Source organism: Lentzea cavernae, from assembly GCF_014653695.1.
Lineage (GTDB): Bacteria > Actinomycetota > Actinomycetes > Mycobacteriales > Pseudonocardiaceae > Lentzea > Lentzea cavernae.
In genome coordinates this window covers 565,030-582,260 of sequence record NZ_BNAR01000003.1, presented here as the reverse complement: position 1 = coordinate 582,260, position 17,231 = coordinate 565,030, and the positions used below count along the sequence as shown (strand labels likewise).

21 protein-coding genes, 1 tRNA gene and 1 pseudogene are annotated in these 17,231 nt (G+C 67.3%); 11 read left to right on the top strand and 12 right to left on the bottom strand.

Going from position 1 to position 17,231, the window contains the following annotated elements:
• The first annotated feature begins 13 nt into the window (after positions 1 to 13).
• Positions 14 to 367 (top strand): winged helix-turn-helix transcriptional regulator, encoded by a 354-nt coding sequence (locus IE307_RS13000; RefSeq protein ID WP_191298146.1) that lies wholly within the window; start codon positions 14 to 16, stop codon positions 365 to 367.
• A gap of 11 nt (positions 368 to 378) precedes the next feature.
• Here the strand turns inward: IE307_RS13000 and IE307_RS12995 are convergent, their stop codons facing one another.
• Together IE307_RS12995 and IE307_RS12990 are read right to left on the bottom strand one after the other, a co-directional pair.
• Positions 379 to 1,044: a protein phosphatase 2C domain-containing protein gene (locus IE307_RS12995; protein WP_268250370.1), complete on the bottom strand. Its 666-nt coding sequence runs from the start codon at positions 1,042 to 1,044 to the stop codon at positions 379 to 381.
• A 101-nt stretch (positions 1,045 to 1,145) separates the two neighbouring features.
• The gene (locus tag IE307_RS12990; RefSeq protein ID WP_191298144.1) at positions 1,146 to 1,496 is read right to left on the bottom strand and encodes a nuclear transport factor 2 family protein; all 351 of its coding nucleotides are present in this window, start codon (positions 1,494 to 1,496) and stop codon (positions 1,146 to 1,148) included.
• Between the two features lie 78 nt (positions 1,497 to 1,574).
• Between IE307_RS12990 and IE307_RS12985 the strand changes: the two genes are divergently transcribed.
• Positions 1,575 to 2,369, top strand: a complete 795-nt coding sequence (locus IE307_RS12985; protein ID WP_191298143.1) for a MerR family transcriptional regulator — start codon at positions 1,575 to 1,577, stop codon at positions 2,367 to 2,369.
• 98 nt (positions 2,370 to 2,467) lie between these two features.
• Here IE307_RS12985 and IE307_RS12980 read toward each other — a convergent pair.
• A tRNA-Tyr gene (locus IE307_RS12980) sits at positions 2,468 to 2,548 on the bottom strand.
• 119 nt (positions 2,549 to 2,667) lie between these two features.
• On the opposite strand from IE307_RS12980, the gene IE307_RS12975 reads away from it, so the two are divergent.
• Positions 2,668 to 3,159 carry a YajQ family cyclic di-GMP-binding protein gene (locus tag IE307_RS12975; protein ID WP_189160100.1) on the top strand — a complete coding sequence of 164 codons (492 nt, stop codon included), beginning with the start codon at positions 2,668 to 2,670 and terminating at the stop codon, positions 3,157 to 3,159.
• Entirely contained in the window at positions 3,156 to 4,028 is an 873-nt protein-coding gene (rfbA, locus tag IE307_RS12970) for a glucose-1-phosphate thymidylyltransferase RfbA (RefSeq protein ID WP_191298142.1), read from the top strand. Before IE307_RS12975 ends, rfbA begins: the two co-directional genes overlap by 4 nt.
• On the opposite strand, the gene htpX is transcribed toward rfbA, so the two are convergent.
• Genes htpX through IE307_RS12950 form a run of 4 tightly spaced genes read right to left on the bottom strand, consistent with a single transcriptional unit; the run spans position 4,025 to position 6,304 of the window.
• On the bottom strand, positions 4,025 to 4,888 hold the full coding sequence (htpX, locus tag IE307_RS12965) for a zinc metalloprotease HtpX (protein WP_191298141.1): 864 nt from the start codon (positions 4,886 to 4,888) through the stop codon (positions 4,025 to 4,027). The two genes, rfbA and htpX, sit on opposite strands and share 4 nt — an antisense overlap.
• A gap of 17 nt (positions 4,889 to 4,905) precedes the next feature.
• Positions 4,906 to 5,358: a 4Fe-4S binding protein gene (locus IE307_RS12960; RefSeq protein WP_191298140.1), complete on the bottom strand. Its 453-nt coding sequence runs from the start codon at positions 5,356 to 5,358 to the stop codon at positions 4,906 to 4,908.
• Positions 5,355 to 5,897, bottom strand: a complete 543-nt coding sequence (locus IE307_RS12955; RefSeq protein ID WP_191298139.1) for an NADH-quinone oxidoreductase subunit C — start codon at positions 5,895 to 5,897, stop codon at positions 5,355 to 5,357. The genes IE307_RS12960 and IE307_RS12955 overlap by 4 nt, the downstream gene beginning before the upstream one ends.
• A complete protein-coding gene (locus IE307_RS12950; protein ID WP_191298138.1) occupies positions 5,894 to 6,304 on the bottom strand; it encodes an NADH-quinone oxidoreductase subunit B in 411 nt (136 codons plus the stop codon). Before IE307_RS12950 ends, IE307_RS12955 begins: the two co-directional genes overlap by 4 nt.
• A gap of 312 nt (positions 6,305 to 6,616) precedes the next feature.
• Between IE307_RS12950 and IE307_RS12945 the strand changes: the two genes are divergently transcribed.
• Positions 6,617 to 7,561, top strand: a complete 945-nt coding sequence (locus tag IE307_RS12945) for a LysR family transcriptional regulator (protein WP_308436358.1) — start codon at positions 6,617 to 6,619, stop codon at positions 7,559 to 7,561.
• 23 nt (positions 7,562 to 7,584) lie between these two features.
• Here the strand turns inward: IE307_RS12945 and IE307_RS12940 are convergent, their stop codons facing one another.
• The 3 genes and pseudogenes from IE307_RS12940 to IE307_RS12930 all read right to left on the bottom strand — a co-directional run bounded on the left by IE307_RS12940 (position 7,585) and on the right by IE307_RS12930 (position 9,534).
• Positions 7,585 to 7,734, bottom strand: coding sequence for a hypothetical protein (locus IE307_RS12940; RefSeq protein WP_191298136.1), 150 nt, complete (start codon positions 7,732 to 7,734; stop codon positions 7,585 to 7,587).
• A gap of 138 nt (positions 7,735 to 7,872) precedes the next feature.
• A pseudogene (locus tag IE307_RS47625) lies at positions 7,873 to 8,223 on the bottom strand (transglycosylase SLT domain-containing protein); the annotation flags it as partial.
• Positions 8,224 to 9,156: 933 nt separating this feature from the next.
• The gene (locus IE307_RS12930; protein WP_191298135.1) at positions 9,157 to 9,534 is read right to left on the bottom strand and encodes a beta/alpha barrel domain-containing protein; all 378 of its coding nucleotides are present in this window, start codon (positions 9,532 to 9,534) and stop codon (positions 9,157 to 9,159) included.
• A gap of 560 nt (positions 9,535 to 10,094) precedes the next feature.
• Here IE307_RS12930 and IE307_RS12925 point away from each other — a divergent pair.
• Positions 10,095 to 10,472 carry a helix-turn-helix domain-containing protein gene (locus IE307_RS12925; RefSeq protein WP_191298134.1) on the top strand — a complete coding sequence of 126 codons (378 nt, stop codon included), beginning with the start codon at positions 10,095 to 10,097 and terminating at the stop codon, positions 10,470 to 10,472.
• 79 nt (positions 10,473 to 10,551) lie between these two features.
• Here IE307_RS12925 and IE307_RS12920 read toward each other — a convergent pair whose 3' ends face one another.
• Positions 10,552 to 11,286, bottom strand: a complete 735-nt coding sequence (locus IE307_RS12920) for a class I SAM-dependent methyltransferase (protein WP_191298133.1) — start codon at positions 11,284 to 11,286, stop codon at positions 10,552 to 10,554.
• Positions 11,287 to 11,486: 200 nt separating this feature from the next.
• Here IE307_RS12920 and IE307_RS12915 point away from each other — a divergent pair, with 200 nt between their 5' ends.
• A complete protein-coding gene (locus tag IE307_RS12915) occupies positions 11,487 to 11,816 on the top strand; it encodes a hypothetical protein (protein WP_191298132.1) in 330 nt (109 codons plus the stop codon).
• A 132-nt stretch (positions 11,817 to 11,948) separates the two neighbouring features.
• On the opposite strand, the gene ddaH is transcribed toward IE307_RS12915, so the two are convergent.
• A complete protein-coding gene (gene ddaH, locus IE307_RS12910; protein WP_191298131.1) occupies positions 11,949 to 12,833 on the bottom strand; it encodes a dimethylargininase in 885 nt (294 codons plus the stop codon).
• Positions 12,834 to 12,908: 75 nt separating this feature from the next.
• On the opposite strand from ddaH, the gene IE307_RS12905 reads away from it, so the two are divergent.
• The 4 genes from IE307_RS12905 (at position 12,909) to IE307_RS12890 (ending at position 17,196) form a co-directional block, all read left to right on the top strand.
• Entirely contained in the window at positions 12,909 to 13,349 is a 441-nt protein-coding gene (locus tag IE307_RS12905) for an Lrp/AsnC family transcriptional regulator (protein ID WP_089915782.1), read from the top strand.
• 10 nt (positions 13,350 to 13,359) lie between these two features.
• Positions 13,360 to 14,100 (top strand): enoyl-CoA hydratase, encoded by a 741-nt coding sequence (locus IE307_RS12900; RefSeq protein ID WP_191298130.1) that lies wholly within the window; start codon positions 13,360 to 13,362, stop codon positions 14,098 to 14,100.
• A 211-nt stretch (positions 14,101 to 14,311) separates the two neighbouring features.
• A complete protein-coding gene (locus IE307_RS12895; protein ID WP_191298129.1) occupies positions 14,312 to 16,150 on the top strand; it encodes a 2-oxoacid:acceptor oxidoreductase subunit alpha in 1,839 nt (612 codons plus the stop codon).
• Positions 16,147 to 17,196, top strand: coding sequence for a 2-oxoacid:ferredoxin oxidoreductase subunit beta (locus tag IE307_RS12890; RefSeq protein ID WP_191298128.1), 1,050 nt, complete (start codon positions 16,147 to 16,149; stop codon positions 17,194 to 17,196). The genes IE307_RS12895 and IE307_RS12890 overlap by 4 nt, the downstream gene beginning before the upstream one ends.
• Positions 17,197 to 17,231: the final 35 nt, after the last annotated feature.

Below are 17,231 nucleotides of genomic sequence, written 5' to 3'. Positions count from 1 at the left end.
GGTAAGGATCCTGATGAAGCCCCGAAACTACGTGTGCGGCCTCGACGCGGCGATCGACGTGATCGGCGGCCGGTGGAAGGCCCTGATCCTGTGGGCGCTGCACGAAGGCCCCGTGCGCACGGGCGAACTGCGCCGCTCCGTCTCCGGCATCAGCGAGAAGATGCTGATCCAGGTGCTGCGCGAGATGGAAGCGGACGAGATCGTGCACCGCGAGGTCTTCCACGAGGTCCCACCCCGCGTCGAGTACTCACTGACCGCGCTGGGCGTCCGCCTCAACGAGGCGCTGCTCCCCCTGGGCGACTGGGGCGAGGACAACATGAAGGCGATCGCACGCCGCCGAGGCGTGGAACCCGCGCCCCGCCATTGATGGTCAGACCATCACCGGTCGAGGTAAACGACAGTCGCGTCGTCGGAAATCTTTTCGCGAGGCCAATCCACACCCTTGGCGTCTTCCTTTTCGACGGCGCGCATCTTGCGGATGAGGTCATCCGGCCCGTTCGCCGCCATCAGTTCCAACGCCTGACGCCAATCGAAGAGGTTGAACAGGTCCACCGCCCGCGCCGCCCCGTCCGACAGGACCGCCACCCGCCGCACGTCCTGCATCGCCACCTCACCGGTGAGCGCGTGCTCGACATCAGCAACCTTCGCACCAGCCGTGCGATTCGTCTGCCTGTCACTCACCACGAGCAACTCGCGCTTCGTGTCGATCACCACCGTGGAGTCCCCCAACACCAGGTACCGCAGCACGTCGTCCTTGATCTGCACCACCGCGACAGCCACGCTCGGCGAGTCGGGATGATCGAGGTCGCACGTGCTCACGTGCAGCTCAGCGGCATGCTTGATGGCTTCCGCGAGCGCCGCCGCCGGCTCGAGGTGGGCGAACCGCAGGATCTCCGCCGACAGCTGGTCGGCGAACCACCCGACCCCGTGCGCGCACCCGGTCTCGGGCTTCGCCGTCACGCCGTCGAGCACGGCGAGCAGGTTCGGCCCGACCAGAGCGCGGTCCTCGCTCGGCGCGGTCGTCCTGCCGGCCTCGGTTGCCATCTGCGTGCGCACTGAGATCCCCCCTCGGTCGTGTAAGACGATACGACGATGGGCCCCTGACCTGTTCGGTCAGAGGCCCTGTGTGTGGGTGAAGGATTCGGTCAGGCCGTGTGGTTGGCGATGACGAGTTCGGCGACGAGCCCACCCCGCAACGCGAACCGGTAGTCGAGCTCAGCGACGCCACCCGGGAACGTGCCCTCGAGCCGCACCGTCACCACCCAGTGGGCGTCATCAACGCGGCGGGCACCGACCTGCTCGGTCGTGTACTCGAACTCGGACCCGGCGTCCCGCAGGAACGCGTGGACCTCCTCCCTGCCGCGGAAGGTCTCGTCCTGGTCGACGACCACCACGTCCTCGGCGAGGAACGACGAGGCCGTGTCGGCGTCGCGCCCGACGTGGGCGGCGAGGAACTCACGCACGGTGGCCGGGAGCAGTTCGGTGTGCTGTGTCATGAGCCCACCGTGCGACCTCGCGGCGCGGGAGGGTCAAGGCGTGGACCCTCTCCCAGGGGGAGAGTCCACAATGAACGGGTGCTGACCATCGGGGAGTTCTCGCGGCTGACCCACTTGAGCGTGCGGACCCTCCGCCGGTACCACGAAGCAGCCCTGCTGGAACCCGCCGTGGTGGACGACGTCACCGGTTACCGCTACTACGGCGTAGACCAGATCCCGACCGCACAGGTCATCCACCGGCTCCGCGAACTCGACGTCCCCCTGAACGACGTGCAGCGAATCCTGCGAACCCCCGACCCCGGCGTCCGGGCGGCCTTGGTCGCAGACCACCTGCAACGCCTCGAACACGTGCTCGACCGCACGCGGGCCGCGGTCGTGTCGCTGCGACGCCTGCTCCGTCCCGACCCCGCGCCGATCGACGTCGAACTGCGCGCGGAGCCCGCCCGCGCGGTCGCGGCGGTGGAGGCCGTGGTCGAGCACGGCGACGTCGAGGCCTGGTTCGCGGGCGCGATGGCCGAACTGGACGCGGCCGTCGGCTCCACCGCGACCGGACCACCAGGCGGCAACTACGACAACGCCCTCTTCGAACACGAGCGCGGCCACGCCCTCGTCTACCTTCCGACCGCCGCACCACCCCGCACCGGACGCGTGCACCCGGTGACCCTCCCCGCCGCCGAACTGGCCGTCGCAACCCACGTCGGCGAGCACGACGGCGTCGACGTCACCTACGGCGCCCTCGGAACCTGGGTGGTGGAGAACGCGATGTCGGTGGCCGGGCCGGTGCGGGAGGTGTACCTCGTCGGCCCTCGTGACTCGAGCGATCCCTCCGCGTGGCGCACCGAGATCGGCTGGCCGGTCTTCCACGTCACCTGATGCGGTCAATGCTCAGTCCAGGACCGCCGGAATCGACCGCGAACAACAGAAAGGTCCCTGTGACTCAGCGCGCGCTGAGTCACAGGGACCTTTCGATGTGGCGGGTAGAGGATTCGAACCTCTGTAGCTTTCGCGACGGATTTACAGTCCGCTCCCATTGGCCGCTCGGGCAACCCGCCCCACACCGCCGTAACGGTGCAGGCGGAACAATACATAACCCCTTCGGGGAGCCCCAAATCGGGGTACCCCAGTAGCATCGACGCTGGCTGTGACCCCGAGATCGTTGAGGAGTGAAGTCGTGGCGGACCCGTCGTTCGACGTGGTGAGCAAGGTGGACCGGCAGGAGGTCGACAACGCGCTCAACCAGGCCTCCAAGGAGCTGAGCACGCGCTTCGACTTCCGCGGGACCAACACCACAGTGGCCTGGGCCGGCGAGGAGGCGATCACCTTCACCTCCGAGACCGAGGAGCGTTGCAAGGCGGCGATCGACGTCTTCCAGGAGAAGCTGGTCAAGCGCAACATCTCGATGAAGGCGTTCGAGGTGGGTGAGCCCGCGATCTCGGGCAAGGTGTTCAAGGTCACGGGAAATCTCGTGCAGGGCATCACGTCCGAGAAGGCCAAGGAGATCGCCAAGAAGATCCGCGACGAGGCGCCCAAGGGCGTGCAGGCGCAGATCCAGGGCGACCAGTTGCGGGTCTCCGGCAAGAAGAAGGACCACCTGCAGGACGTGATCTCGCTGCTGAAGGGCTCCGACTTCGGCATCGCCCTCCAGTTCACCAACTACCGGTGAAAGGCATCGTCCTCGCCGGTGGCAGCGGGACGCGCCTGCACCCGATCACGCAGGCCGTCTCGAAGCAGTTGCTGCCGGTGTACGACAAGCCGATGATCTACTACCCGCTGTCGGTGCTCATGCTGGCCGGCATCCGGGAGGTGCTGATCATCAGCACGCCGACCGACCTGCCGTTGTTCCGGCGGTTGCTCGGTGACGGGTCCCAGTGGGGCATGGCCTTCTCCTACGCGGAGCAGGCCGCCCCGAACGGGCTCGCGGAGGCGTTCGTCATCGGCGCGGACTTCGTCGGTGGTGACGACGTGGCGCTGGTGCTGGGCGACAACATCTTCTACGGCCAGGGCTTCTCCACCACGTTGCAGCACCACGCGTCCACTTTGGACGGGTGTGTGCTGTTCGGCTACCAGGTGAAGGACCCCGAGCGGTACGGCGTGGGCGAGGTGGACGCGTCGGGCAAGTTGTTGTCCATCGAGGAGAAGCCCGCGAAGCCGAAGTCGAACAGGGCCATCACCGGGCTCTACTTCTACGACAACGGTGTGGTGGACGTCGCGCGGAACCTCAAGCCGTCGGCGCGGGGCGAGCTGGAGATCACCGACGTCAACCTGCACTACCTGCGCGACGGGCGGGCGCAGCTCGTGGACCTGAGCCGCGGGTTCGCGTGGCTCGACACCGGCACGCACGACTCGCTGCTCGAGGCCGGGCAGTTCGTGCAGGTGCTGGAGCACCGGACGGGCGTGCGCATCGCGTGTCCCGAGGAGATCGCGCTGCGCATGGGCTTCATCTCCGCGCAGGAGTGCTACGCGCTCGGCGAGAAGCTCGGCAAGTCCGGGTACGGCGAGTACCTGATGGCCGTGGCGAAGGTCGGGCGTTAACGCCTCGCCATCTCCTCGAGCCTGCGGATGCGGTCGGCGATCGGCGGGTGGGTCGAGAACCACCTGGCGAACTGTTCCCCCGAGCGGAACGGGTTCGCGATCATCAGGTGGCTCTGCGACACCACCTCCGGCTCCGGTGCGAGCGGCGCCGCCCGCGTCCCCTGCTCGATCTTGCGCAGTGCCGAGGCCAGGGCGAGCGGGTCGCCGGTGAGCTCGGAGCCGGACTGGTCCGCCTGGAACTCGCGCGAGCGGCTCACGGCCAGGCGCACGACGGTGGCCGCGACCGGGCCGAGCAGGGCGATCAGCAGCAGCCCCAACGGTCCTGGGCCCTCGTCGTCGGAGTCGCCGCCTCCGAAGATGCTCGCGAACAGGGCCAGGTTCGCCAGCATGGTGATCACGCCGGCCAGCGCGCCCGCCACGCAGCTGATCAGGATGTCGCGGTTGTAGACGTGCGCGAGCTCGTGGCCGAGCACGGCGCGCAGTTCGCGTTCGTCGAGCAGGTCGAGGATGCCCGTGGTGCAGCACACGGCGGCGTTGCGCGGGTTGCGGCCCGTCGCGAACGCGTTCGGTGCGACCGTCGGGCTCAGGAAGAGCCTGGGCATGGGCTGGCGCGCCTTCTGCGACAGCTCCCGCACGATGGCGTAGAGCACTGGTTGCTCCACTTGCGACACGGGCACCGCCCGCATCGCCCGCAGCGCGAGCTTGTCGGAGTTGAAGTACGCGTAGGCGTTCACGCCCAAGGCCAACAGCAGGCCGATGACCAGTGCGGTCCGGCCGAACAGGCTGCTGACCAGCACGATCAGCGCGCTCATCCCGCCGAGCAGCACGGCCGTCTTCAACCCGTTGAAGTGCTTGTGCACGGTTCCGCCTCCGGGTTTTACGTCCTACCCCTCAACGAACCAGGGCGCCTGCCGGTTCCTGCGGCCGTTTCGGGCGCTGCCTCCGCGGCCGGGTCGAGCGCGGGCGGTGCCGGCACCTTCTCGACCCAGGTGGACAGCACGTCCCGTTCGTGGACGAGCTCCGCGACGGCGCCCTCGCCGTCGATCGAACCCGTGCCCGGATAACCGAACTCCGGCGCCCAGTGCAGCGCGTCGAACGGGCAGACCTCGACGCAGATGCCGCAGTAGAGACACTGGCCGTAGTCGATCGCGAACCGGTCGAGCACGTTGCGGCTGCGCGGGCGGGCGCTGCCGGGCTGCTGCTCGACCTCGGTGTGCGACGTGATGTGGATGCACCAGTCAGGACATTCGCGCGCGCAGATCATGCAGACCGTGCAGTTGGCCTCCAACAGCGCGATGACGCCCCTCGTGCGGGGCGGAAGGTTCGTCACGGCTGTTGCTCCTCTTCGCGGCGCGGGCCCCAGGACGGGTCCGGCACTCCTGGTGGTGCGGTGCGGCGGCGGCTCGGGGCGCTCGTGTTGTCCTCGCCGGGTTCGAGACGGCCCGGCCACGGGCGCACGACGCGGGAGGCGAGCACGAAGTCCTTGCGCAGCGGGTGGCCCTGGAAGCTGTCGGGCAGCAGCAGGTGCTCGGGCTCGCCGTCCGCGGCGACGCCGAACACCACTCCGAACATTTCGCTGGCCTCGCGCTCGTGCCACCCAGCGCCCTTCCAGAGGTGGGCGACGCTCGGCAGGGCCTCGCCGGGGCCCAGCTCGGTCCGCAGCATCACGCCTTCGCGCGTCCGCGGGTCGATGACGTGCAGGAACACGGCGTGGCGCTGCCCCGAGGCACCCGGCCTGCCCGCGTCCTCGACGCCGAGCCAGTCGAACATCACGAAGCCCTCGGCGTGGTGGCCGGTCGTGGCGGTGAGCCAGTCCGCGAGCTCCACGTGGTGGATCGTCTGACCGAACGCCGTCTTCGGGGTGGTCATGCGTTCACCAGCCCGTGCAGCGCTTTGAGGCCTTCGAGCAGCGCCTCGGGCCGTGGCGGGCAGCCGGGAACGGCGACGTGGACCGGCAGGGCCTGGTCGATCCCCTTGGTGACGCTGTAGGAATCCCAGTACGGGCCGCCGGTGTTGCTGCAGGCGCCCACGGAGATCACGTAACGGGGTTCGGGCATGGCCTCGTAACTGCGGAGGACAGCGGGCAACATGACGTCCGTGACGGTGCCGGAAACGACGAGGACGTGCGCCTCGCCCGCGCCGTCGACGGGCGTGACGCCGAGGTCGGGAAGGCGGTCGAGAGCTGCCATCACTTCGACTCCGCAGCAGGCGAGTCCGAGTTCGAGCACGGTGACCTGGTAGGTGGTGCCCCAGTCCAGGCGAGCGGAAGCCGTCACAACGGCTGAGCGTAATACTTGGGGGCCCGCCGGCTTGCGCCTGGCGGACCCCCACCCCCCAATGATTCCCCCCGGAATCGGCTCCCACGCGTGGTCGCCGCGGATAGCTTTGTACACCGCGCTATAAGTGTCCAGGGATTTGCCGACAGGATCTGGAGATAATTTGTCGGCGAAATGCGGTCAAGTTCAGTTCAACTGATCGGTAGAACATCAGAGAGGGTTCCGATGTCCGGCTCGTCCCAGTTGGTGCTTCCCACCAGCACCTCGCTGCACCGTTTGCTGCACATGCCCGGTGCTCTACTGGATACCACGATGGACCAGCTCAGGACCCTGTTGACCGTTCACGAGACCCGTTCGGCCCTACGAGCGGCCCGCGCACTGGGACGGGAGCAGTCGAGCGTGCAGAAGCAGCTCGACACGTTGAACAGGAACTTCCTGGAACTGTGCGGCGAGGCGCTCGTCGTGAAGCAGGGACGCGGAAAAGACGTGCTGTTCACGCCGACTGGTGAGTCGATCGTCGAATTGGCGCGGGAGACGCTCGCGGAGTGGCTCGACGGAATTCACGAGTGCCGCCGCAAGCTCGGTACGACCGTCACCGTGGGCACGACGCGATACATGCTGGACACGCTCGCGAAGGCGTGGCACCACGTGTCGGACGAGTTCCGCGAGCGCGACGTGGACCTCAAGGTCGTGCACATCCGCACCAAGGACATCTGGACGAAGCTGGAGACGCGCGAGGTCGACCTCGTGTGCGGCAGCGTCGTGACGCGGGCCGGCGCGGGCTGGGAGCAGGCCGAGTTCGACGTGATCGAGTGGCGACGCGGCGGGCTCGCGTTGCTGACGAACCTGCCCGAGACGGTTGTGGGCGACCGGGTGCGGGTACCTCAGCTGAGATCGGTCCCGTTGGTGGTGCCGGGGGCGGGGCTGATCGCGGAGTTCCTGCGGGGCTGGTTCGGGCCGGACTACCGCCAGGGGCTCGACATCGCGGCCGAGATCGACGAGATCCAGTACGGCATCTCGCTGCTGCGCTCGAACCTCGTCCAGGGAGCCATGATCGTGACGTCTGGTTTGGGCGTGGTGGCGTCGAACAACGAGCTCCGGGAGGGCGGGGGCCTCCGGGTCGTCGAACTCGCTGACGACTCTCTGGAGCGGCTTGTGGGCGTTTTCGCCCGAACGGACGAGCTGTCGAAGCACCCGGCCGATCACCCGCTGAACCTGCTGTGGTCGGCCTTCCAAGCAGAAGCGCCCCGGCCGTAGCCGAGGCGCTGGTGCTTCTTCTTCTACTTCTTCGCGGGTGTCATGGCGTCGTGCTCAGGCGTGCGTTGCTCGACTTTGGGACGCTGCTGGGCTTTGGCCATCTTGGCCAGCCAACTCGTCGCCTCGGAGCGGACCTTCGCCAGCTCGTCGTCGCGTGCCTGTTGCTCGTTCATCGGCCACTCCCTGCGTTCGGGGATCGCGTTCGATGGGAGCACTACCGGGCGTGTGCCCGCTAGGGCCGCCATGCTTGTGGGTGAACCTGTTTGACAGCATCGTCCGTCGATGGGTTTCCCGCACCCCGACGAGCGTTTTCAGTACCCCAGATACCCGCCGCCCAGGTTCATGTTGACCAGACCCGGGTGGTTGTGGAAGCCGCCGTAGCGCGCGTAGGTGTAGCGAACGCCCGCGATGATGTTGTCGACCGGCGCGAGGATGTTGTCGTAACCAGCCAGCTTGTAGGCCCGGAACGTCGGGTCGATGCACTGCATCAGACCCTTCGACGGCGTGCCGCGCATCGCGTTGGAGTCCCAGTTGTTGACGGCGTTGGGGTTGCCGTTCGACTCCTTGATGATGATCGTGTAGATCTCGTCGACGCTGCTGTTGTCGATGTTCGTGCCGTTGGCCTGCAGGATCTTGATGGCGTCCTTGATCCAGCCCTCGACCTCGCGCTGCTTGGCCGGCTTGCGCATCTCGATCTGGCGCTCGGCCTCGGCCTTGGCGGCCGCCTCGCGCTGGGCGTGCGAGTCCGCGGCGAGCTTCGAGGCCTGCTCGAAGGTCTGCTGCGCGTACATCTGCTGCATCTGCAGGATCTGGCTGACCTTGGTGCCCGGATTGACGTTGTGCACCGTCTGGATGTTCTGGACCTGCTGGTCCGGAACCGCACCCAGCTCGGCCGCGCCCGCGGCGAGTTCGGTCGCCGGGCCGCTGGTCGCAGCGTTGGCGATGGCGGCGGTGCCGGCGGCGACACCTGCTGCGACGACAATCGCGCTCACGCGGTGAGCCAGCGGAACCTTGTCGTCCTCGACGCGGTGAGCGCCGGGCTTGAATTCCTGTCGGGGCACGACCGTGTACACGGTTCGGCCATCGGCCTTGCTGTGCCGGGCCAAGGGGGAGCCTCCTGCGTCGGGGAGCTTGGTCGCCGGCGAACCCGGGCGGGGGACTCTGGGCGGACAAAGGGCCCTAGTAGCTGCAGCTCCTGTGTCCTACCGGTGACCAAACCGTTATCGGCGGGCGAGAACGTAACCTCGCGTCACGAGCTCAGGCAAGCCCGAGCACCCGTTGGGTGACTCTCGTCACGTTTCCGATGAATCGGGCTATCCGTTGCTGACAGACAGTCAACGAGCTGCATCAGTATTGCGTGAACTCATCGTTGCCTCCTGACGAACTGGCGGAGCTGTCTGTTAGTTCGCTGCTAGCCCGGCTCTCGTTATGGGGTACGTCCACGGCCACGCGATCGAAGGGTGCCGTCACGCTTCGTGGTTGTGTCTGGGTGTGGGGGTACTGACCTGCGGGGACTTGATAGCTGAACCGCGTGGTTCTCGGGTCTGCAGAGGGGTACGGAGAAAACGCCTCAGTGGTTCACCCAATGTTGTGGGTTAACGGTTGCGCCTCTGTTCGAGCGCCTTGAGGACCCAGTCCGGGCTGTCGCCGGCGCTGTCGTTGAAGGCGATCGCCGCCTCCGGCTGACGCCAGTGCACTTCGTTGACCACGAGCTGGAACAGCTCGAGCAGCCCCGGTCCCTTGCGGATGCCGCCCCCGACCACGACGCAGTCGTACTGCTTGCTCGTGAGCTTCTCGGCGAGCTTCGCCTGGGCGCGGCCGTCCAGTTCATCGAAGTCGACGAGGAAGAGGTCCTCGGCGAGACCCAGCTCGGCGAACTGCCTGCTGCCCTGCTCGATGGCGGCCGCGACGGGTGCGGGGTCGTAGCCGGGGATGGTGTGCGGGTCGAAGCCGATCACGAGCACGTCGGTCATCGCCCGACGCTACTGCGGCTGCTCGGGGCCGGCCACGAGCTTGCGAAAGCAGCTGCGTCACCCGAACGAGAAAATCTATGCCCACGGGAGTAGACATGCTCCATTGCGCGTGTGTACTGTTCTACTCGTCGGACAAGAGAGAACATGGCACGGGAGATGACGAACTGCCCGTGAGATGTGCAGGACGGTCAGGTGTGCCGGAGCAGCTCGAAGGCTCCAGGCAGGTGACCAAGGGCAGTCGGTGAAGTGAAACCGGCACGTGCATGAGGACCGGCACCGACAGCCAACGTGAGAAAAGTAGTGATCAGAGGAGAAGGGAAGGGGTTGCACACCATCGGATCGCCCGCCTTCAGCTGAACTCGGCTGAACGGGTACCGCGGTTCCATCAGATTGGAAGGTGGTCTTCGGTTACGCACATGCGATCCCCGCGACACCCGCTTCGAGCAGGGGTCACGCGGAAAGAGGAAGCCGGTCTCACGGTCGGCTAGGTGGAAGTGAAACCCAACAACCCTGGGGCCCCGGTGCTACGGCATCGGGGCCCCTCGTGATGCGGAGGCGCGATGACCCCAGGCACGAACGAACCCGTGGGCGACGACCCACAGACGACAGCGGAGAAGTTCGACGACGAGCACTACCCCGCCTACACGATGGGCCGGGCCGCGGAACTGCTCAACACGTCGGCGAACTTCCTGCGCAGCCTCGACGAGGCGAAGCTCATCGAGCCCCAGCGCTCGGCAGGCGGGCACCGGCGCTACAGCCGCCACCAGCTGCGCCTGGCGGCCCGCGTCCGCGCCATGGTCGACCAGGGCACGGGCCTGGACGCCGCCTGCCGCATCGTCACCCTGGAAGACCAGCTCCACGAGGCTCAGGCGCTCAACGCCAAGCACGCGGCCGCGGCGGCACCGGAGGAGCCTTATCCGCCGTTGCGCGGCGTGTGATCTCTTTCGAAGTGCCGGGACGTCGAAGCGAGACCGCGTCGACGTCCCGTGTTCCACGTGGAGGTGGGGGCTCGCCGAGTCAGGCGGCTTCCAGGACGAAGAACACGAAGCTCAGGAAGGCCCCGGACGGGAACTTCGCCATGTCATCGGGGAAGAGTTCGTGGGCCTCCGGCGCCACAGGCGGCTCGCTGATGACGGCCGTGCGGAACCCCGCCGCGGTGAAGGCGTCGGTCATCGCGTGCAGAGGCCGGTGCCAGTAGGTGAGCGTGGCCTTCTGGCCGTTGAAGTCGTACTCGTCGGTCCACTTGGTGGTCGCGAAGTAGTCGGTCTTGCGATCCAGGAACGGGAGCATGATCGGGTGGTTGACGACCACGATCAGCCGGCCACCGGGCTTCAGCACCCGCCGCAGCTCGGCCAGCGGCGCGGCCCAGTCCTCCAGGTAGTGCAGGACCAGGGCGGCGACGCAGTCGTCGAACGCGCCATCGGGGTACGGCAGCGGCCGGCTGATGTCGGCGACCCGCAGGTCCGCGTCGTCGCCGAGGCGCTGCCGGGCCAGCTCCACCATCTTCGCGCTGCGGTCGAAGCCGACCACGACGGCGCCCTTGTCGCGCAGCGCCGCGGACACGGGGCCCGAACCGCACCCGGCGTCCAGGATCCGCCTGCCGGTCACGTCGCCGGCCAGGTTCACGATCGCGGGCCGGGTGTAGTAGGCGTTGAGGAGGCTTGTCTCGTTCACGGCCGTGTACCCCTCGGCGAAGAGGTCGTAGTCGTTCTCCGCTGCCACGTCGGTGGAGCTGGTGGGATCTGAAGGCATGATCTCCATACTGCCGAAAGATCAACTCGGCGGTGACCTGCAAACAGATCTGCGCTGGTCAGAGACCCTTTTCAGGTCTTGACCAGCGCAGACTCGATGGCTGCGTGGGCGAGGTCTAACCGCGCAGTTCCATCGTGCGGCGTTCGAACAGTAGGCTGCCTAGCTGCAGATACGCTGACAAGCAAATCCGTGGGGCGAGCATGGCACTGGCAAGAAAGCGCTCTCGGCGGATCATCGTCGACGGCACGGTCTATCGCTGGCGCGTTCGACACAAGCCGACGTACTGCCAAGGCCTCGCCTGGACGCCGTTGAGCTATGCAGTCGAACACTTCGATTCCGCGGGAACCGTCCTGGTCGTGAAGACCAGCCAGCCGCATCCGAGCAACTGGATCAACGCACCCACCGCTCCGGTCAGGCCGGCCGACGTCGCCAACAGCATTCGCACGGCTCTCGCCGCTGGCTGGTCATCGAGCTGTCCCGGGAAGCCATTCGTAGTCGACCAGTCGGCTGGCTTCGTCTCTGCGCCATAACGCAACGACCGGGACTGTTACGTCTGCGACCTTGCGACGCACGCCTCGTCCCTCCAGAAACAGATCTGCGCTGGTCAGAACCCATTTCAGGGCTCCGACCAGCGCAGATCCGGATGGCTGCGTGGGCGAGGTCTAACCGCGCAGTTCCATCGTGCAGCACTTCGGGCCGCCACCCGACTTGCGCAGCTCCGAGATGTCCACGAACACCGGCTCGAACCCACGCCGGGCCACCTGCTCAGCCAGATGAACGGCCTCCACCGGCATAACAACGTGCTTCCCGTCGGAAACCGCGTTCAACCCCAGGCAAACCGCGTCGGCGTCGTTGGCGATCACGGCGTCCGGGAACAACCGGCGGAGAACCTGCTGCGACCCGGGCGAGAACGCCTCCGGGTAGTAGGCCACCAGAGGCGTGGGCGACTGGTCGTCGAGCATGAACAGCGCCACGTCGAGGTGGTAGAAGCGCGGGTCCACGAGCTGCAACGACACCACAGGGACGCCGAGGACTTCCTGCGCCTCCCCATGAGCATGGGGGTCGGTGCGGAAGCCCGTGCCGGCCAACAACAACGAGCCGGTCCAGGTGAAGTCGCCCTCGGCCTCGTTCACGGCGGTGGGCATGACGACGGACTTGTAGCCCGACGACAGGAACCAGCGGCGGAAGTGGTCGGCCTCGGCCGAGCGCTGGGAGGCGCGGAAGCGGGAGCCGAGGACCCTGCCGTCGATGACGGTGCCGCTGTTGGCCGAGAAGACCATGTCGGGGAGGCCGACTACGGGCTCGATGACCTCCACTCGGTGGCCCAGGCGCTCGTAGGTCTCCTTGAGGGCGGTCCACTGCTCCACGGCCAGCGTTGTGCTGGTGGGCTTGGTGGGGTCCATCCACGGGTTGATGGCGTACTCCACCGTGAAGTACGTCGGCGGGCACATCAGGTACCGACGGGTGGTCGGCACCCGCGTCGACGCGAGGGGCTGTGCGATGTCGAGAGTGATCGGCTCGCCGGGCCCGGAGATGGAGAGGGTCATGGATCGAAATGTAAACGGCGGTTCGACCATCGAACAACGCCGCGACATTGCGTTGATTAGGGCAGAATGTTGCGTGTGGACAGCATCGACCAGCGAATCATTTCGTGCCTCATGGCCAACGCCCGTTCCAGCTACGCGGAGATCGGCAAGGAGGTCGGGCTGAGTGCTCCCGCGGTGAAGCGGCGGGTGGACAAACTGCTGGACACGGGGGTGTTGAGGGGGTTCACGGCGGTGGTGGACCCGGAGGCTCTCGGGTGGGGTACCGAGGCGTTCGTGGAGGTGCACTGCAAGGGGAACGTGGCGCCGCACGACATCCAGCACCGGCTCGAGCCGATGGCCGAGGTCAGTGCCGCCTACACGGTGTCGGGGGCGGCGGACGCGATCGTGCACCTGCGGGCCGCGGACATCCACCACCTCGAGACGGCGCTGGAGCGGCTGAGGGCCGTGGAGATCATCGATCGGACCGTGTCGACGGTCGTGCTGTCCCGGCTCCTGGACCGGCCCATCGCGCCCTAGGGTGCGGGGCATGGCTGAGGTTCTGCTGGAGCACAACGATTCCGTCGCCGTGATCACGATCAACGACCCGGAGCGGCGCAACGCGCTGACGATCGACCTGTCCGAGCAGCTCGCGGAGAAGGTCGCGGAGGCGGAGGAGAACGCCAACGCGCTGATCGTCACGGGTGCGCCGCCCGCGTTCTGCGCCGGCGCGGACCTCACGCAGCTCGGCAACTCCAAGGACGAGGGCCTCAAGAAGATCTACAAGGGGTTCCTCGCGGTGGCGAACGCCACCATCCCGACGATCGCCGCGGTCAACGGGGCCGCGGTCGGCGCCGGGCTCAACCTCGCGCTGGCGGCGGACGTCCGGATCGCCGGGCCGAGGGCGCGGTTCGACGCGCGGTTCCTGCAGCTCGGCATCCACCCCGGCGGTGGCATGACGTGGATGCTGCAGAGGATCACCAACCCCCAGACGGCGACGGCCATGACGCTCCTCGGGCAGATCCTGGACGCGGACCAGGCCGTCGCGCACGGGCTCGCCTACGCGAAGGCCGAGGACCCACTCGCAGTGGCCTTGGAACTGGCGAAAGCGTCCGCCGAGGCCCCGGCTGAACTCGTCCGGACGATCAAGGCGACGATGCGCCTGACCGATGCAATGCACGACCACGCGGAGGCGGTCGAGACGGAGCTCCGGCCACAGGTCGCTTCGATCGACACTCCAGAGTTCGCTGCGAGGCTTGCCGCGATGAAGGCTCGGATCAGCGGGCGGTAGGTGTTACCTTGGGTAACAGGTATCGAGGGTGACGTCTGCCGCATTCGGGCATCCGCTGGTGGTGCTGTGCTTACCGTTGAGTTAAGGACCCGTTGCGGCAGATGGGACAGTACGTCTCGCCTGGTGGTACACGGCCCGTCTCGCAGGCGGTCCTGGCGACTACCCTCGTGGTGGGGCACGGCCACCCTTGGAGAGAGGTATCGGCGTAGGAATGAGCACTGAGACCCGCAAGCTGGATCGCGTTGTGATCCGCTTCGCCGGCGACTCCGGTGACGGCATGCAGCTCACCGGAGACCGGTTCACGTCGGAGGCGGCGGCGTTCGGCAACGACCTCGCCACCCAGCCCAACTTCCCCGCCGAGATCCGCGCACCACAGGGCACGCTGCCCGGTGTGTCGTCGTTCCAGCTGCACTTCGCCGACTACGACATCCTGACGCCCGGCGACCGTCCCGACGTCCTCGTCGCGATGAACCCCGCCGCGCTCAAGGCGAACGTCGTCGACCTGCCGGACGGCGGCATCCTGATCGTCAACACAGACGAGTTCTCGAAGCGGAACCTGACGAAGGTCGGTTACGACTCGAACCCGCTGGAAGACGACTCGCTCGAGAAGTTCCAGGTCCACAAGATCGCCATGGCGACGCTGACCATCGGCGCCCTCGAGGAGACCGGCCTCGGCAAGAAGGACGCCGAACGCGCGAAGAACATGTTCGCGCTCGGCCTGCTGTCGTGGATGTACCACCGGCCGACCGAGGGCACGGAACGGTTCCTGCGCGAGAAGTTCGCGAAGAAGCCGGACATCGCCGAGGCCAACGTCCTGGCGTTCCGCGCCGGCTGGAACTACGGCGAGACGACCGAGGCCTTCGCCGTCACCTACGAGGTGGCGCCCGCGAAGCTCAACGTCGGCACGTACCGCCAGATCACCGGCAACACGGCGACGGCGTACGGCATCGTCGCGGCCGCGCAGCTGTCGAAGCTGCCCGTCGTGCTCGGCACGTACCCGATCACGCCGGCGTCGGACATCCTGCACGAGCTGAGCAAGCACAAGAACTTCGACATCACCACGGTGCAGGCCGAGGACGAGATCGCGGGCATCGGCATCGCCCTCGGCGCGTCCTACGGCGGTGCGATCGGCGTGACGTCGACGTCCGGTCCCGGCATCGCGCTGAAGTCCGAGACCATCGGCCTCGGCGTGATGACCGAGCTGCCGCTGCTCGTGATCGACGTGCAGCGCGGTGGGCCGTCCACCGGTCTGCCGACGAAGACCGAGCAGGCCGACCTGCTGCAGGCGATGTTCGGCCGCAACGGCGAGTCGCCCGTGCCGGTCGTGGCGCCGCAGTCCCCCTCGGACTGCTTCGACGCCGTGGTCGACGCGACCAGGATCGCGCTGAAGTACCGCACGCCGGTGCTGTTCCTGTCCGACGGCGCGATCGCGAACGGCTCCGAGCCGTGGATGATCCCGGACGTCGAGACGCTGCCGGACCTCACCGTCGAGTTCGCGACGGACCCGGAGACGTTCCAGCCGTACTCGCGCGACCCCGAGACGCTGGCACGTCCGTGGGCGGTGCCCGGTACCCCTGGTCTGCAGCACCGAATCGGCGGTCTGGAGAAGCAGGACGTCACCGGCAACATCTCCTACGACCCGGAGAACCACGACAAGATGGTTCGCCTGCGCCAGGCCAAGGTCGACGGCATCGAGGTGCCGGACGTCGTGGTCGAGGACCCGAGCGGCGAGGCCAGGGTCCTGGTCGTCGGCTGGGGCTCGTCCTACGGCCCGATCGGCGCCGCGGCACGTCGAGTGCGCAAGCTCGGCCTCCCGGTCGCGCACGCGCACCTGCGGCACCTCAACCCGTTCCCCAAGAACCTGGGTGACGTGCTGAAGTCGTACGACAAGGTCATCGTGCCGGAGATGAACCTGGGCCAGCTCGCGATGCTGCTGAGGGCGAAGTACCTGGTGGACGTCGTGTCGTACACCAAGGTGCAGGGCCTTCCGTTCAAGGCCGAGGAGCTGCAGGACGTGCTCGCTGACGTGATCAAGGGGGTGTCCGCATGACTGCGATCGACCTCGGGATCCCCGGCCTGACCGGGGTTCCCACCACCGACGAGAAGCAGTCGGCCAGGGACTACAAGTCGGACCAGGAAGTCCGCTGGTGTCCCGGCTGCGGTGACTACATCGTGCTCAACGCCGTGCAGTCGTTCCTGCCGACGCTGGGCCTCAAGCGCGAGAACATCGTTTTCGTCTCGGGCATCGGGTGCTCGTCCCGCTTCCCGTACTACATGAACACGTACGGCATGCACTCCATCCACGGCCGTGCGCCTGCCATCGCCACGGGTCTCGCCGTGGCGCGGCCGGACCTGAGCGTGTGGGTGGTGACCGGCGACGGCGACGCGCTGTCCATCGGCGGCAACCACCTGATCCACACGTTGCGCCGCAACGTGAACCTCAAGATCCTGCTGTTCAACAACAGGATCTACGGCCTCACCAAGGGCCAGTACTCGCCGACGTCGGAACCGGGCAAGGTCACCAAGTCGACGCCGATCGGCTCGGTCGACCACCCGTTCAACCCGGTGTCGCTGGCGCTGGGCGCGGAGGCCTCGTTCGTCGGTCGCGCGATGGACTCGGACAAGGCCGGTCTGACCTCGGTGCTGCGCCAGGCCGCGGAACACCGCGGTTCGGCGCTCGTCGAGATCTACCAGAACTGCCCGATCTTCAACGACGGCGCGTTCGACGTGCTGAAGGACGCGGACGAGGCACAGCGGCGGATCATCAACGTCGTCGACGGCGAGCCCATCCGGTTCGGTCGTGAGGGCGAGTACTGCGTGGTGCGCGAGGGCTTCGGGCTCGCGGTCGCCAAGTCGGCGGACGTGGACGCTTCGGACGTCGTGGTGCACGACGCGTCGGACCTCAACCTGTCGTTCGCGCTCTCGCGACTGTCGACGCAGGACCTCACGCACACCGTCACCGGCGTTTTCCGTCGTGCGGACCGCACGACGTACGACGACGGCGTGCGGGCGCAGGTCAACGAGGCCAAGGCCTCCAAGGCCGCGGACCTGAGCAAGCTGTTGCACGGCAAGGACACCTGGACCGTGGTCGGCTAGACCCCGGAACCGTTGTGAAGGGCCCGTCAGCGCTG

What these genes read in the sequence shown, in the direction of transcription:
- ddaH (WP_191298131.1), bottom strand. Translation starts at nt 12,833, where the DNA reads ATGACCCTCTCCATCTCCGGGCCCGGCGAGCCGATCACTCTCGACATC.
- IE307_RS12890 (WP_191298128.1), top strand. Translation starts at nt 16,147, where the DNA reads ATGACTGCGATCGACCTCGGGATCCCCGGCCTGACCGGGGTTCCCACC.
- IE307_RS12990 (WP_191298144.1), bottom strand. Translation starts at nt 1,496, where the DNA reads ATGACACAGCACACCGAACTGCTCCCGGCCACCGTGCGTGAGTTCCTC.
- IE307_RS12895 (WP_191298129.1), top strand. Translation starts at nt 14,312, where the DNA reads ATGAGCACTGAGACCCGCAAGCTGGATCGCGTTGTGATCCGCTTCGCC.
- IE307_RS12900 (WP_191298130.1), top strand. Translation starts at nt 13,360, where the DNA reads ATGGCTGAGGTTCTGCTGGAGCACAACGATTCCGTCGCCGTGATCACG.
- IE307_RS12955 (WP_191298139.1), bottom strand. Translation starts at nt 5,897, where the DNA reads ATGACCACCCCGAAGACGGCGTTCGGTCAGACGATCCACCACGTGGAG.
- IE307_RS12915 (WP_191298132.1), top strand. Translation starts at nt 11,487, where the DNA reads ATGGCACTGGCAAGAAAGCGCTCTCGGCGGATCATCGTCGACGGCACG.
- IE307_RS12920 (WP_191298133.1), bottom strand. Translation starts at nt 11,286, where the DNA reads ATGCCTTCAGATCCCACCAGCTCCACCGACGTGGCAGCGGAGAACGAC.
- IE307_RS13000 (WP_191298146.1), top strand. Translation starts at nt 14, where the DNA reads ATGAAGCCCCGAAACTACGTGTGCGGCCTCGACGCGGCGATCGACGTG.
- IE307_RS12925 (WP_191298134.1), top strand. Translation starts at nt 10,095, where the DNA reads ATGACCCCAGGCACGAACGAACCCGTGGGCGACGACCCACAGACGACA.
- IE307_RS12995 (WP_268250370.1), bottom strand. Translation starts at nt 1,044, where the DNA reads ATGGCAACCGAGGCCGGCAGGACGACCGCGCCGAGCGAGGACCGCGCT.
- IE307_RS12945 (WP_308436358.1), top strand. Translation starts at nt 6,617, where the DNA reads ATGGACCAGCTCAGGACCCTGTTGACCGTTCACGAGACCCGTTCGGCC.
- IE307_RS12930 (WP_191298135.1), bottom strand. Translation starts at nt 9,534, where the DNA reads ATGACCGACGTGCTCGTGATCGGCTTCGACCCGCACACCATCCCCGGC.
- IE307_RS12940 (WP_191298136.1), bottom strand. Translation starts at nt 7,734, where the DNA reads ATGAACGAGCAACAGGCACGCGACGACGAGCTGGCGAAGGTCCGCTCC.